A 14,184-nucleotide genomic window follows, 5' to 3' on the forward strand; every position below is an offset into this window, starting at 1 on the left:
GGGAAGGGGACAAGATCTCGCAGCCCATGCACAGCAATACCAGTCGAAACCCCTGCGGCATCTTCCAGGCGCCTTTAGCCCCGGCGCATGACGATCACCAGCACCACGGCCGAAATGGCCGCGCTGATCCACACCGACGGCGCTTCCGCCAGCTGGAACCAGCCTTGCATCTTCTCGCCCAGGCCTACCCAGGCCAGGTTGATCCACGCGGCACACATCAGCCCGATAAACAGGCGGTCGCCCCGGGTGGTGGCGATCGGCAGGAAACCCTTGCGCTCCACGGTGGGCGCGCGCACCTCCCAGATCGTCATGCCGATCAGCATCACCACCACCAGGGTAAAAAATACCGCCACCGGGGTGGTCCATACCATCCAGCTCAGCATCGCCGACTCCTTACACGCGGCCCATCGCGAACCCCTTCGCGATGTAGTGCCGGACGAACCAGATCACGATGGCGCCCGGCACGATGGTCAGCACGCCGGCCGCGGCCAGCACGCCCCAATCCATGCCCGACGCCGATACCGTACGCGTCATCGTCGCCACGATCGGCTTGGCATTGACCGATGTCAGCGTGCGCGCCAGCAGCAGTTCCACCCAGCTGAACATGAAGCAGAAGAACGCGGCCACGCCCACGCCGGCCTTGATCAGCGGCAGGAAGATCGTCAGGAAGAAGCGCGGGAACGAATAGCCATCCACATAGGCGGTCTCGTCGATCTCGCGCGGCACGCCGGACATGAAGCCTTCCAGGATCCACACCGCCAGCGGCACGTTGAACACCAGGTGGGCCAGCGCCACGCCGAGGTGAGTGTCCATCAGCCCGATCGTCGTATAAAGCTGAAAAAATGGCAGCAGGAACACCGCCGGCGGGGTCATGCGGTTGGTCAGCAGCCAGAAAAACACGTGCTTGTCGCCGATGAACTGGTAGCGCGAGAACGCATAGGCGGCCGGCAGCGCCACGGAGATCGAGATCACCGTGTTCAGCAGCACGTAGATCAGCGAATTGATATAGCCGGAATACCACGAGGCATCGGTGAAGATCGTCACATAGTGTTCCAGCGTGACCGCTGCCGGCCACAGCGACAGCGACGACACGATCTCCTCGTTGGTCTTGAACGACATGTTCACCATCCAGTAGATCGGGACGATGGCGAACAGCAGGTACAGCGTCAGGAAGACCGGACGCCACCAGCCCGGACGCTGGCCGGGAAGCTTGCGATCAGCCATTGGGGAGCTCCTCGGTGCCGGCCGTGCCGGCGCGCTGCATCCAGTTATAGAGCACGAAACAGGTCAGCAGGATGATCAGGAAGTAGACGATCGAAAACGCGGCGGCCGGGCCCAGGTCGAACTGCCCCACGGCCTTCTGCGTCAGGTACTGCGACAGGAAGGTGGTGGCGTTGCCGGGGCCGCCGCCGGTCAGCACGAACGGTTCGGTGTAGATCATGAAGCTGTCCATGAAGCGCAGCAGGACGGCGATCATCAGCACGCCGCGCAGCTTGGGCAGCTGGATGAAGCGGAACACCGCGAAACGCGACGCCCCATCGATCTGCGCAGCCTGGTAGTAGGCATCGGGAATCGCGCGCAGGCCCGCGTAGCACAGCAGCGCCACCAGCGGCGTCCAGTGCCAGACGTCCATCACCAGCACGGTCACCCAGGCATCCAGCGCACTGCCGGTGTAGTTATAGTCGAATCCCATGCCTTCGAGCGCCGCCCCCAGCAGGCCGATGTCGGTCCGGCCGAAGATCTGCCAGATCGTGCCCACCACGTTCCACGGAATCAGCAGCGACAGCGCGATGATGACCAGCACGGCCGACGCCTGCCAGCCCCTGGCCGGCATGGCCAGCGCCAGCAGGATGCCGAGCGGGATCTCCACGCACAGCACCGCCAGCGAAAAGCCAAGCTGGCGCAGCAGCGCATCGTGCAGCTCGGCGTCGCGCAGCACCGTGGCGAACCATTCGGTGCCCACGAACACGCGGCGTTCGGGCGAGATGATGTCCTGCACCGAATAATTGACGATGGTCATCAGCGGCAGGATGGCCGAGAATGCCACGCAGATCACCACGGGCAAAACCAGCAGCCAGGCTTTCTGGTTGACGGGCTTCATGGGACCAGTTCCTCGTCGATGTAGAAGCAGGTGTGGCGGTTGAACACCGACAGCCACGCGGTATCGCCGGGCCGCAGCGCGGCGGCCTCGGTGCCCAGGCGGGCCCGGATCGTGGCAGCTTCGCCATGATCGACCGTCGAGGTCATCAGCCAGTAGGTGCCGATGTCCTGCGCACGCGCCACCCGCACCGGCATGGCCTGCGGATCGCCCGCCGGTGCCAGCTGCAGGTATTCGGGCCGCACGCCGATCTTGAAGCTGCCGGCGGCCTGCAGTGCCGACAGCGTCTGCGGCGGCAACTCGGGCAGGTAGCGGCGCCCTGCAACTTCCACCGCACCGTCGCGCCAGTGCCCCGGCAGGAAGTTCATGCCCGGCGAGCCGATGAAGTGCCCCACGAAGGTGTGCGCGGGCCGCTCGAACAGCGCGTCGGCCGATCCTACCTGCACGGCCTTGCCGCGCGACATCACCACCACCTGGTCGGCAAAGGTCAGCGCCTCGGTCTGGTCGTGCGTCACGTAGATCAGCGTCAGCCGGAATTCATGGTGGATTTCCTTGAGCTTGCGCCGCAGCTGCCATTTCAGATGCGGATCGATCACGGTCAGCGGCTCGTCGAACAAGATGGCCGACACGTCCTGACGCACCAGCCCGCGCCCCAGCGAGATCTTCTGCTTGGCATCGGCGGCCAGCCCGCTGGCGCGGCGGTCGAGCGAGGCCGACAGGTCTAGCATTTCGGCCACTTTGCCGACCCGCTCCCTGACCTGCGCGGCGGGCACGCCCCGGTTGCGCAGCGGGAAGGCGAGGTTCTCGCCGACCGTCATCGTGTCGTAGATCACCGGGAACTGGAACACCTGCGCGATGTTCCGGGCCTGCGGCGACGCGTCGGTCACATCGTTGCCGTCGAAGCGGATGGTGCCCTGCGACGGACGCAGCAGCCCCGAGATGCAGTTCAGCAGCGTGGTCTTGCCACAGCCGGACGGACCCAGCAGCGCATAGGCGCCGCCGTCCTCGAACGTGAAGTTCAGCGGCAGCAGCGCGTAGTCTTCGTCCTTTTGCGGGTCAGCCACGTACGAGTGGGCGAGTTCGAGATCGATGCGCGCCATGTCAGGCCCCCGACTCGGTGACGGGCGTACTGACCACATCGGCCAGGGCGCCCGGGCGGCGCGGCGCGTGGATGCGGTCGCCGGCGGCGTTGAATAGATAGAGCTGGGCCGGTTCGACATGGAGCGACAGCGGCGCCCCGAGCTGCAGGTCCAGCACGCCGGCAAACTGCGCCACCAGGTTGCCGGCGGCCGTGTCGATGTGCACGAAGGTATCGGAGCCCGACAGCTCGGCCAGGGCTACCTTGCCCGGCACTTCCACCGCCCCCGGCACCGCCTTCAGGCGCAGCGCGGCGGCGCGTACGCCCACCGTCACCGGGCCGCCCGGGGCATTCACATCGGGCAGCGGGATCACGATCCCGCCCGGCAGCGTCACGCGGCCGCCCTCCAGCACGCCTTCCACGAGGTTCATCGGCGGGTCGCTGAACGCGCGCGCCACCCGCAGCGAGGCAGGATAGTGGAAGACTTCGGGAGTCGGGCCGTATTGCAACAGTTCGCCGGCATCGAGCACGGCGGTGTGACCGCCCAGCAGCAGCGCCTCGGCGGGCTCCGTGGTGGCGTAGATCACGGTGGCGTCGCCTTGCGCGAACAGGTGGGTCAGCTCTTCGCGCAGTTCCTCGCGCAGCTTGTAGTCCAGGTTGACCAGCGGCTCGTCCAGCAGCATCAGCGGCGCATTCTTGGCCAGGGCACGCGCCAGGGCCACGCGCTGCTGCTGGCCGCCGGACAGTTCCGACGGGTAGCGGTCCAGCAGATGTTCGATATGCAGGCGGCCGGCCAGGCTGCGCACGCGGGCGTCGATCGCCTCGCGGCTGTCGCGGCGCAGCCGCAGCGGCGACGCAATGTTGTCGAAGACGGTCAGCGACGGGTAGTTGATGAACTGCTGGTACACCATCGACACGTTGCGTTCGCGCACCGGCACGCCGGTCACGTCCACGCCGTCCACGCGCACACGGCCGGCCGTGGGCTTGTCGAGCCCGGCCATGACCCGCATCAGCGACGTCTTGCCAGCCTGGGTGGTCCCCAGCAGGATGGTGACGGCGCCCGGCACGGGGGCCAGCGTCATCGGGTAAAGATAGGCTTGCGATCCCACTTGCTGCGCAATGCCTTCCAGGCTCAGCTGCATCCAGTCTCCAAATGTTCCTGTGCTTGCTCAGCCACTCCGAAAACCGCGGCCAAGGCGCACTTTTCAAGTCAACCCGCTCGTTTTAGCTCAAAAACGAACATAAAACAATACTGCGGTGCGTCATTTGTTTTCGTTTCTGTTTGAACTAGAATGCCGGGCATGACGCTTAATCCCCGCCAGACCGCTCTTCTCGAGGAAGTCCGCAGCCAGGGCTTTGCCTCCATCGACGAACTCGCGCGCAAGTTCGGCGTGACCTTGCAGACCGTGCGGCGCGACGTGAACCTGCTGGCCGAAAACGGCATGCTGGCCCGCTTTCATGGCGGGGTGCGGATGGAGGGATCGACCACCGAGAACATTGCCTACCGGCAGCGGCAGGCGCTCAACGCCGAGGGCAAGGTGCGCATCGCGCGCGCCGTGGCCGCGGCGGTGCCCGAGGGTTGTTCGCTGATCCTGAACATCGGCACGACGGTGGAAGAAGTGGCACGCGCGCTGATCCATCACCGCGGTCTGCGCGTCATCACCAACAACCTGCACGTGGCCCATATCCTGGCCGACAACCCCGACTGCGAGGTCATCGTGGCAGGCGGGGTGCTGCGCTCGCGCGACCGCGGCATCATCGGCGAGGCCACGGTGGAATTCATCCGCCAGTTCAAGGTGGATATCGGCCTGATCGGCATCTCGGGCATCGAGACCGACGGCACGCTGCGCGACTACGATTTTCGGGAAGTGAAGGTGGCGCGCACGATCATGGAACATTCGCGCGAGATATGGCTGGCCGCGGATGCCAGCAAGTTCAACCGCCGCGCCATGGTGGAGCTGGCGCCCCTGACCAGTATCGACCGGCTGTTTACGGACGAGCCGCTACGAGCGCCGTTCGACACGATGCTGGCGGAAAGCGGAGTGAAATGTGTGGTCGCGGATCAGGAATGACCGGGCATTGCGCCCGTTGCGCCCGTTGCACCCCTCTCCCGCAGGCGGGAGAGGGCAGAAAACCATCGCGGTTTTCCGAGTTCTTTACTTGAAGACGACCGTCTTGTGGCCGTTCAGCAAAATACGATGCTCGGCGTGCCACTTGACCGCACGGGCCAGCGCCACGCATTCGACGTCGCGGCCGACGGCGGTCAGCTGCTCGGGGTCCATGCTGTGATCCACGCGCTCGATTTCCTGCTCGATGATCGGGCCTTCGTCCAGGTCGGCCGTCACGTAGTGCGCGGTCGCGCCGATCAGCTTCACGCCGCGATCGTGCGCCTGGTAGTAAGGCTTGGCGCCCTTGAAGCTGGGCAGGAACGAGTGGTGGATGTTGATGGCGCGGCCTTGCAGCTTGCGGCACAGGTCGTCCGACAGCACCTGCATGTAGCGCGCCAGCACCACGAGGTCGATGTTCTGGTCGCGCACCACTTCAAAGACGCGCGCTTCCTGCGCGGCCTTCTGCTCGGCCGACGCGTTCATCAGCGGCAGGTGGAAGAACGGCACGTCGTACGACGCGGCCAGCTGATAGAAGTCGCGATGGTTCGACACGATCGCGGCAATCTCGACCGGCAGGCCGCCGACCTTGGCCCGGAACAGCAGGTCGTTCAGGCAGTGGCCGATCTTCGACACCATGATCATCACGCGCGGCTTCACGGTGGCGTCGAACACTTCCCACTGCATGCCGAACTGGTCGCCCACGGGCGCGAAGGCGGACCGCAGCGCGGCCAGATCCGGGCCGCCGGCGGACGTGTTGAAATGCACGCGCATGAAGAACCGGCCGGTGAACGCATCGCCGTACTGGTCAGAATCGACAATATTGCAGCCGTGCTGGAACAGCAGGCCGGAAACGGCATGCACGATGCCCGGCTGGTCCGGGCAGGAAAGCGTCAGAATAAATCCGGTGGTGCTCATCTTGGGCAAATCGGGGTTAGGCAAGCCTGGGCCGCGATGCGTGGTGTTCAGGGCTGGACGGCAGCCCAGCCGCGTCTGCGGAGGGCATCCAGCGTCACCAGCGTGGCATCGACGGTCATGGCACGGGCCGCCATGATAGCAAGCAATGCCTCCGGGTCGATATGGCGATGCTCGGCCACTTCGCCATCGCGGTTATGCGGCACGAAGTCCGGCGGCAGCACCAGGTCATATCCATACACGCGTTCCCACTGCACGCCTTCGGGGATTTCGCGCAGCACATCGATCACGCCGTGGGGCTCGGCCTGGGCGGCCAGCGCGGGCGGAATGCCCGATTCCTCGTCGCATTCGCGCACCAGCGTCTCCAGCGGATCACTGCCCGCCGGCATGCCGCCGGCCACGAGGTTGTCCCACATGCCGGGATCGACCGCCTTGGACGGGCTGCGACGCGAGATCCACAGCGCCCGCTGCCCGTCCACGATGCCATTCATGTGCGACGCAAAGGTCAGCAGCCCGAGGAAACGGGCCGCAGCCCGCTCGATCACCGCGAACGGCGCCGCGTCGAGCGCCGGCGTGACGGCAAACAGCTCGTCGCGCCAGCCGCGCACGTGGCCCGCATCGGCCAGTTGCCGGGCCAGCGTGGCCACCGCCGCGGTGCGCGCCGCCACCGTGGTGCAGCCGGGCAGCAGCGTCACGGCGCCCTCCCCCTGCTCCGGTCCCAGCACATCGCCCATCGCGCGAAGGATGCCGGCATGGCGCCGGGGCAGCCAGCCCACCTGCACGCCATCCACCAGCAGCCGCAGGTGCGCGGCGGAATCGAAGGGGCTGCGCGCGGCAATGCCGGCAATGACAACGCTAACGATATCGGACATGGGCAAACACATTCACCGTTACGGATGGACCGCATGACACCCACGCATTCCACGCAAGCGCCGCAGTACGTTCTGGCCCTGGACCAGGGCACCAGCAGCTCGCGCGCCATCCTGTTCGATCACGCCGGCAATGTGGTGCGGATCGCCCAGCGCGAATTCCGGCAATATTATCCGCATCCCGGGCACGTCGAGCACGACCCCTACGAAATCTGGCAGTCGCAACTGGCCGTGGCCCACGAGGTGCTGGGCGACGCCAATGTCAGCGGCTCGCAGCTGCGCGCCATCGGCATTACCAACCAGCGCGAGACCACGGTGCTGTGGGACCGCAAGACCGGCGAGCCCGTAGGCCGCGCGCTGGTCTGGCAGGACCGCCGCACCGCGCCGATGTGCGAGGACCTGCAGGCGGCCGGCCATGGCGATACCTTCCAGCAGAAGACCGGCCTGATCATCGACGCCTACTTCTCGGGCACCAAGCTGCGCTGGATGCTGGACAACTACGACGGCGCGCGCGAACGTGCCGAGCGGGGCGAACTGGCGTTCGGCACGGTGGACAGCTGGCTGATCTGGCAACTGACCGACGGCCAGCGGCATGTGACCGATGTGTCCAACGCGTCGCGCACGCTGCTGTTCAACATCCACGATTTCCGCTGGGACGACGAACTGCTGGGCATCCTCGATATCCCGCGCAGCCTGCTGCCCGACGTGGCGCCATCCAGCGGCGAGGTGGCGCGCACCGCGACGCGCCTGTTCGGCGTGGAGGTGCCCATCGCCGGGATCGCCGGCGACCAGCAGGCGGCCACGTTCGGCCAGGCCTGCCTGCGCCCCGGCATGGCCAAGAACACCTACGGCACGGGCTGCTTCATCCTGATGAATACCGGCGACAAGCCCGTGACGTCGCGCAACCGCCTGATCACCACCATCGGCTGGCAGATCGGCCAGGACACCCAGTACTGCCTGGAAGGCGGCGTATTCATGGGCGGCGCCACGATCCAGTGGCTGCGCGACGGGCTCAGGCTGATCCACAGCGCCCCCGAGGTGGACCCGCTGGCGCGCCAGTGCGAAGACACCGGCGGCGTGGTGCTGGTACCGGCGTTCGCCGGCCTGGGCGCGCCGCATTGGGACCCCTTCGCGCGGGGCACGATGGTGGGCATCACGCGCGGCACCGGCGGCCCGCATATCGCGCGCGCCGCGCTGGAGTCGATTGCCCTGCAGAGCGTGGACGTGCTCGACGCCATGCAGAAGGACGCCGGCATCTCGCTGGCCGAACTGCGGGTCGACGGCGGCGCATCGCGCAGCGACCTGCTGATGCAGATGCAGGCCGACCTGCTTGGCACGCCGGTCGTGCGCCCCCGCGTGACCGAGACCACCGCGCTGGGCGCCGCCTACCTGGCCGGACTGGCCACCGGCTACTGGACCGATCCCGAGGAAATCACCGGCCAGTGGCAGGTGGAACAGCGTTTCGAGCCGAAGCTGTCGGCCGACGAGCGCGCCCACCGCATCGCCCGCTGGCACCGCGCCGTGGACCGGGCCCGCGACTGGGCCCGCGACTGGGCCCGTGACGACACTGCCGCCGCACACTGAATCCGACTGCCGAACAAGCCATGCCAATTTCCGTACCTGCGGTCCAGCCGCCCACCCGCCCCGAACTGCTCGATACGCTGTCGCGCACGGCCCGCTGGGACGTCATCGTCATCGGCGGGGGCGCCACGGGCCTGGGCACCGCGCTCGACGCCGCCGCGCGCGGCTACCGCACGCTGCTGCTCGAAGCGGCCGACTTTGCCAAGGGCACGTCGAGCAAGGCCACCAAGCTCGTGCACGGCGGCGTGCGCTATCTGGCCCAGGGCAATATCAGCCTGGTGCGCGAGGCGCTGCACGAACGCGGCCTGCTGGCCCGCAACGCACCGCATGTGGTGTGGCCGCTCGGATTCGTCGTGCCGGCCTACCAGATGTTCGACCAGCCGTTCTACGGCATCGGCCTGAAGGTCTACGACATGCTGGCCGGCGGGCTGAACCTGTCGGGCAGCCGCTGGCTGAGCCACCGCGAAACACTGGAAGCCGCGCCCACCCTGGCCGAACACGTGGGCGGCCGTCCGCTGCGCGGCGGCAACCTGTATTTCGATGGCCAGTTCGACGATGCGCGCCTGGCCATGGCGCTGATGCGCACGCTGTTCGACGTGGGCGGCACGGCCGTGAACTACATGCGCGTATCGGGCCTGACGCAGCGCAACGGCGTGATCACCGGCGTCACCGCCGAGGATGCGCTTGGCGCCGGCACCTTCCACCTGTGTGCCGACTGCGTGATCAACGCCACCGGCGTGTGGGTCGATGCGGTCCGGCAGATGGAAGACGACCAGGCCCGTACGATGGTGGCGCCCAGCCAGGGCGTGCACCTGACCATTCCGCGCAGCTTCCTGCCCGGCGACCGCGCCATCCTGATCCCCAAGACCGACGATGGCCGGGTGCTGTTCCTGGTGCCCTGGAACGGGCACGTGATCGTCGGCACCACCGACACCCCACGCAAGGACCTGCCGCTGGAGCCGCGCGCCACGGGCGACGACATCGACTTCATCCTGGAAACCGCCGCCCGCTATCTGGCGCGCGATCCGTCGCGGGAAGATGTCACCAGCGTCTGGGCCGGGCTGCGGCCGCTGGTCAAGGCCACGGGAGAATCGTCCACGGCGTCGCTGTCGCGCGAACATACGATCGTGGTGTCCCGGGCCGGCCTGATCACGGTCACCGGCGGCAAGTGGACCACCTATCGCAAGATGGCCGAGGACGTGATCGAGACCGCGATCCAGCGCCAGATGCTGCGCGCCGCCCCCTGCCGCACCGCCGATCTGCCGCTGCATGGCGCGGTGGGCATGCCGTCCGACCTGCCGCCCGCCAACTCGGGCTCGCCCGACCGCTACTATGGCGCGGACCTGCCGCTGGTGCGGGCGCTGCCGGGCGCGGACACCATGGTCGTGGCCGCCTCGGGCCTGACCGAGGCCCACGTCCGCTTCGCGGCGCGCCACGAACTGGCCCGCAGGGTCGAAGACGTGCTGGGCCGGCGCAATCGCGCGCTGTTCCTGGATGCGGGGGCCGCGCTGGCCGGCGCGCCGCGCGTGGCGCAGATCCTGGCCGAGGAACTGGGTCACGATGCCGCCTGGCAGGCCAGGGAGCTGGAGGACTTCGGCGCGCTGGCCCGGGGCTACATGCTCGGCTGAATCGCCGGCAATGTCCCCGGCAGGCAGCAAATGGGCTGCCTTGGTGCGAGACTTCGGCGATAATGCCGGCTATTGCATCAGGGAGAACACCATGGACGACATGGATGACATGGACGAGATCGATGATCTGTCCGATCTGCCGATGCCCCGGTTCATCTGGGGCTTCGCCATCACCGCCAGCAAGGGCGGTGAAGTCAGTCACGACGAATTCGAATACCTGACCCACACCCACAATCCGCGCTTCTCGTGCCGCGTCGTGGAGCTGGAGGACATGCCCGCCGACAGCGATGAGTCGGGTATCGACGGACGGCTTGTCCATTACGACGAGCCGGACCGCCTGTTCTACATCACCGATGCCGGCATGGCGCTGGTCAACTTCCAGATGTTCGACAAGCTGCCCGAGAAGAGCCGGCTCAAGAAGGTCTGCGACGAAGCCATCAAGAACTGGATGCTGCGGCGCGAATTCCTCGACGACGAGGAAGACGAAGGCTGAAGCCAATACGAAAAAGCACCCGCGGGTGCTTTTTTCTTGCCGGGCCGCCCTGGCGGCCTAGCTGTCTTTTACCTCGATCAGGCCGGACGCCACGCGCTCGATCTCGCAATACACGGGCAACGCCTCCAAGGGCCCCGTGCAGCCCACGCCCGATGCCTGGCTGGCAGGGGCGCCCGGCGGCAGGAACACAAAGGCCATGCCGGGCTGGAAGCCAGGATGCCGGCGCAGACTGTCATTGAGAATGTCTAGATACTGCGATCGCGTAAAGACCTGCTTGGCCATGTCGAGTCTCCGGAAGATCGGCTGAGCCCGGAAATCCTAGCATGGCCTTACCGCCGCCCGGCACCGCATCGTGAGATTGCCGGTATCGGGCGCGGTAGTCAGGCTAGCACTCGCCCTTCTTGGCGTGGCCGGGCGGGCAGTGGTAGCCGCGCGGGCCGCCACGGGGACGGTCACCGTCGTAGTCATCGCGATCGTGGCCGTGATAGCGATCATAGTCGGGCCCGCGATTCCAGCGCTCGGGCTGCATCACCCAGCCGTTGCTGGCTCGCACCCAACGCGGCTGCTCATAGATATAGCCCGGGCGGGCGGCCACCCAGTGGCCCTGCTTCCATGCGTGCTTGCGATAGTGGTCGTCCCAGTCCCAGTAGCCGGGCGCCCAGACATAGCCCGCCCGGGGTGCCGGCACGGCTTCGTAGATCGGCGCCGGCGGCGGGGTGCCGATACCGATATTGATATTGACCTGGGCCAGCGCAGCGGGCGCGAAGGCCGCAGCCGACCAGAGCAGCGCGGCGCCGGCGGCGGCGCGCAGGAAAGCATGGCGATTCAAGGTGATCCCTCTTCTTTTAGGAAAAATGCCATAGACAAATGTAAACGAACGAACGGCAGTTTACCCACCGCAAACCCGGTGTGATGTAAGAAAGCGTGTCTGGGCGTTACGCCCCGGCGATCGGGGCGCGAGGGTATCGGCAGCGAGGGGTGCGGCCGCCGGACTTCAGTGGTCGGCGGCCATGGCTTTCAGTTCGGCCTCGCCGGCCACGCGGGCGGCGTCGGCCGTGGTAAAGGTGTCGTCCGACACCATGGTGCGTCGGATCTGCTGCGCGCCGAAGTCCACCAGCGCGATGACCCATACGTAGCGCCCGGCCTGGGGCGCGGTCTGCACAAAAGCCTTCAACTGCGGTCTGGATTCACTCGTCATGATGTATCTCCGTTGGAACACGACAGGACAAGACGCTGGCAGGCGCGCGCGTTGCCAAAAACTCTAGCACATCCATTCCGCCGGCCGGCCTAGGGCATCTGGCCCGGATGCGGACGCAGGCGTTTGTGGCTACAGTTTTTGCAGATCCCGCCGAAACCTACATGGAGTCTCTCACCCGCCAGTTCCACCGGTCCGACCGTACTTTCGCCCGCAGCCCAATTGCCGCGCTCCGCGTTACGCCCATCTCCCTGTTCGCGCGCCGTGCGCCGCCGTGTCCGCCTGGCCCCGCCGGCGTTCCTGGCGATGCTGGCGTTGCTGATGGTTGCATATCGGCCGATACCCGCCCGGGCGTCAGCGCCGCCGGCCCCCGCATCCGCCGCCGTGCCGGCCATGGCACCGTCCAGTCCGTCCGGTCCGTCCGCGCCGGCCATGCCCGTTTCGCGCCCCGATGCCGTCGCCCGCGTGGTCATGAGCCTGCTCAGCTACGCGCGCTGGCCGGGCGAGCGCGAAACCGTGCGGCTGTGCATCGACGGTTCGGCACGCTTTGCGGGCAAGCTGATGGAAGGCGGCACGCTGTCCACCGGCCGGCTCGTCGAGACCCGCCGGATAGACGGGCTGCCGGAATCGCTGGCATCCCAGTGCGACGCGCTGTACCTGGGGGCCATGAACGATGCCCGTCGCCGGGCGCTGACCGCCTATTTCGTCGGCAAACCCGTGCTGGTCATGACCGAAGAGGATTTCGAGTGTGAGGGCGGCAGCATGTTCTGCCTGAGCATCCGCGAGCATCAGGTGTCGTTCCGCATCAATCTCGACGCCATCGCGCGCAGCGGCATCCATGTGCACCCGGGCGTCCTGCAACTGGGGCGCCGCAAGGCACCGGCATCATGAACCTGCCCGGGCGCCGCGCCTCCGTTCGACCTCCGCCTGGCCTGCCGGCCCAGCGCGCCCGCCCCGCCCAGGGCGCCCACGCGCGGCCGACGCTCTATGGCGCGCTGCGCCGCATCCACATGGGCGTGGCGCTGATCGCCGTGCTCACGGTCGGCATTTCGCTGACGTTCCTGGGACTGACCGCGCTGCGCGCCTATGCCGATCACAACCTGAGGCTGGTGGCGCGATCGATTGCCTACACGGTCGAGGCGCCGGTGGTGTTCCGCGACGAAGCGGCGGCCGCCGACACACTGTCGGCCATCGCCGCCGCCGAAGACCTGGCCGCCGTCGCCGTCTTCGATCGCGACGACCAGCCGCTGGCGACGTGGCAGCGCCCCGGCCAGGACCGCTTGCCGGCGCTGCGCGCGATGGCGGGCGACCTGCTGACATCGGGCCCGGTGAACCAGCCCGTCATTCACGAATCGCAGCAGGTCGGCAGCGTGCGCGTGACCGGCGACCCCATCGCCCTGCTGCATTTCCTGCTGCAGGGGGTGCTCGGGCTGGTGGCCTGCCTGCTGCTGACGGCCGTGGGCGCGCACTATATGTCCAGCCGGATGCTGGCCAATATCGTCGATCCGCTACGTAACCTGATGCGCGTGGCCCACGCCGTGCGTTCCGAACGCGCGTTTGGCCAGCGCATGCCGCCTGCCCGCATCGAGGAACTGAACGCGCTGTCCGAGGACTTCAATGTGCTGCTCGACGAACTGGAGGCCTGGCAGAAGCAGCTGCAGCACGAGAACCGTTCGCTGGCGCACCGCGCGACCCATGACAGCCTGACAGGATTGCTCAACCGCGCCGCGTTTACCGAGGCGCTTGACCTGGCCGTCCGCGCCGCGGCGGCCCGCAACCAGTACGCCGCCGTGCTCTATCTGGACAGTGACGACTTCAAGGGCATCAACGACCGCCATGGCCACGCCGCCGGCGACGCGGTGCTGGTCGGCATCGCCCAGCGCATCCGCGCCTGCCTGCGCGACACCGACTGCGTGGCTCGCCTGGGCGGCGACGAATTCGCGGTGCTGATTGCCGGGCTGCGCCAGCCCGACGATGCCGTCCATATCGCCGAAGGCATCCTGGACGCCATGACCAGCCCGATGGGGCTGCCCGACGGCGGCTCGATCGTCGCGCCGCTGAGCATCGGCGTGGCCGTGTATCCGCTCCACGCCCGCAACGGCACGGCCCTGCTGCACGCGGCCGACGCCGCGATGTACGGCGCCAAGCGCCAGTCTGGCGCCACCTGGCGCAGTGCCGAGGCCGCCCCACCGGAATCCCACGTCTAGCCGACCCGACCCGGT

General features: G+C 67.3%; 16 protein-coding genes. 6 read left to right on the forward strand and 10 right to left on the reverse strand.

The genetic code is table 11. The features are described from left to right. Nucleotides 1-74 precede the first annotated feature (74 nt). The 5 genes from AC3FJ6_RS01430 to AC3FJ6_RS01450 are packed head-to-tail and all read right to left on the reverse strand — an operon-like array spanning nucleotide 75 to nucleotide 4,318. A complete protein-coding gene (locus tag AC3FJ6_RS01430) occupies nucleotides 75-383 on the reverse strand; it encodes a DUF2160 domain-containing protein (protein ID WP_153945368.1) in 309 nt (102 codons plus the stop codon). Between the two features lie 10 nt (nucleotides 384-393). Further along, nucleotides 394-1,224 carry a carbohydrate ABC transporter permease gene (locus AC3FJ6_RS01435; RefSeq protein WP_153945369.1) on the reverse strand — a complete coding sequence of 277 codons (831 nt, stop codon included), beginning with the start codon at nucleotides 1,222-1,224 and terminating at the stop codon, nucleotides 394-396. After that, a complete protein-coding gene (locus AC3FJ6_RS01440) occupies nucleotides 1,217-2,101 on the reverse strand; it encodes a carbohydrate ABC transporter permease (RefSeq protein ID WP_488770425.1) in 885 nt (294 codons plus the stop codon). Before AC3FJ6_RS01440 ends, AC3FJ6_RS01435 begins: the two co-directional genes overlap by 8 nt. Further along, nucleotides 2,098-3,198, reverse strand: coding sequence for an ABC transporter ATP-binding protein (locus AC3FJ6_RS01445; RefSeq protein ID WP_488770426.1), 1,101 nt, complete (start codon nucleotides 3,196-3,198; stop codon nucleotides 2,098-2,100). The genes AC3FJ6_RS01440 and AC3FJ6_RS01445 overlap by 4 nt, the downstream gene beginning before the upstream one ends. A 1-nt stretch (nucleotide 3,199) precedes the next feature. Then, the gene (locus tag AC3FJ6_RS01450; RefSeq protein WP_488770427.1) at nucleotides 3,200-4,318 is read right to left on the reverse strand and encodes an ABC transporter ATP-binding protein; all 1,119 of its coding nucleotides are present in this window, start codon (nucleotides 4,316-4,318) and stop codon (nucleotides 3,200-3,202) included. Nucleotides 4,319-4,477: 159 nt separating this feature from the next. On the opposite strand from AC3FJ6_RS01450, the gene AC3FJ6_RS01455 reads away from it, so the two are divergent. Beyond that, entirely contained in the window at nucleotides 4,478-5,248 is a 771-nt protein-coding gene (locus tag AC3FJ6_RS01455; protein WP_194946428.1) for a DeoR/GlpR family DNA-binding transcription regulator, read from the forward strand. Between the two features lie 84 nt (nucleotides 5,249-5,332). On the opposite strand, the gene purU is transcribed toward AC3FJ6_RS01455, so the two are convergent. After that, complete coding sequence (purU, locus tag AC3FJ6_RS01460; RefSeq protein ID WP_153945374.1) at nucleotides 5,333-6,199, reverse strand: formyltetrahydrofolate deformylase; 867 nt, start codon at nucleotides 6,197-6,199, stop codon at nucleotides 5,333-5,335. 47 nt (nucleotides 6,200-6,246) lie between these two features. Continuing rightward, nucleotides 6,247-7,068 (reverse strand): NUDIX hydrolase, encoded by an 822-nt coding sequence (locus AC3FJ6_RS01465; protein ID WP_488770428.1) that lies wholly within the window; start codon nucleotides 7,066-7,068, stop codon nucleotides 6,247-6,249. A 33-nt stretch (nucleotides 7,069-7,101) separates the two neighbouring features. On the opposite strand from AC3FJ6_RS01465, the gene glpK reads away from it, so the two are divergent. The 3 genes from glpK to AC3FJ6_RS01480 all read left to right on the forward strand — a co-directional run bounded on the left by glpK (nucleotide 7,102) and on the right by AC3FJ6_RS01480 (nucleotide 10,767). After that, on the forward strand, nucleotides 7,102-8,649 hold the full coding sequence (glpK, locus tag AC3FJ6_RS01470; protein ID WP_488770429.1) for a glycerol kinase GlpK: 1,548 nt from the start codon (nucleotides 7,102-7,104) through the stop codon (nucleotides 8,647-8,649). Between the two features lie 20 nt (nucleotides 8,650-8,669). Further along, a complete protein-coding gene (locus tag AC3FJ6_RS01475) occupies nucleotides 8,670-10,274 on the forward strand; it encodes a glycerol-3-phosphate dehydrogenase/oxidase (RefSeq protein WP_153945377.1) in 1,605 nt (534 codons plus the stop codon). 109 nt (nucleotides 10,275-10,383) lie between these two features. Then, complete coding sequence (locus tag AC3FJ6_RS01480) at nucleotides 10,384-10,767, forward strand: hypothetical protein (RefSeq protein WP_488770773.1); 384 nt, start codon at nucleotides 10,384-10,386, stop codon at nucleotides 10,765-10,767. Nucleotides 10,768-10,824: 57 nt separating this feature from the next. Here AC3FJ6_RS01480 and AC3FJ6_RS01485 read toward each other — a convergent pair whose 3' ends face one another. From AC3FJ6_RS01485 to AC3FJ6_RS01495, 3 genes are all read right to left on the reverse strand, one after another. After that, nucleotides 10,825-11,049, reverse strand: a complete 225-nt coding sequence (locus AC3FJ6_RS01485; RefSeq protein WP_400392817.1) for a hypothetical protein — start codon at nucleotides 11,047-11,049, stop codon at nucleotides 10,825-10,827. Between the two features lie 103 nt (nucleotides 11,050-11,152). Further along, complete coding sequence (locus AC3FJ6_RS01490) at nucleotides 11,153-11,596, reverse strand: YXWGXW repeat-containing protein (RefSeq protein ID WP_488770430.1); 444 nt, start codon at nucleotides 11,594-11,596, stop codon at nucleotides 11,153-11,155. Nucleotides 11,597-11,761: 165 nt separating this feature from the next. Next, the gene (locus tag AC3FJ6_RS01495) at nucleotides 11,762-11,965 is read right to left on the reverse strand and encodes a hypothetical protein (RefSeq protein WP_092594216.1); all 204 of its coding nucleotides are present in this window, start codon (nucleotides 11,963-11,965) and stop codon (nucleotides 11,762-11,764) included. Between the two features lie 429 nt (nucleotides 11,966-12,394). Here AC3FJ6_RS01495 and yfiR point away from each other — a divergent pair, with 429 nt between their 5' ends. Together yfiR and dgcN are read left to right on the forward strand one after the other, a co-directional pair. After that, a complete protein-coding gene (yfiR, locus tag AC3FJ6_RS01500; RefSeq protein WP_488770431.1) occupies nucleotides 12,395-12,853 on the forward strand; it encodes a regulatory sequestration protein YfiR in 459 nt (152 codons plus the stop codon). Beyond that, nucleotides 12,850-14,169: a diguanylate cyclase DgcN/YfiN gene (gene dgcN / locus AC3FJ6_RS01505; RefSeq protein ID WP_488770432.1), complete on the forward strand. Its 1,320-nt coding sequence runs from the start codon at nucleotides 12,850-12,852 to the stop codon at nucleotides 14,167-14,169. The genes yfiR and dgcN overlap by 4 nt, the downstream gene beginning before the upstream one ends. Nucleotides 14,170-14,184: the final 15 nt, after the last annotated feature.

This window comes from Cupriavidus sp. 94F1 (genome assembly GCF_057798875.1).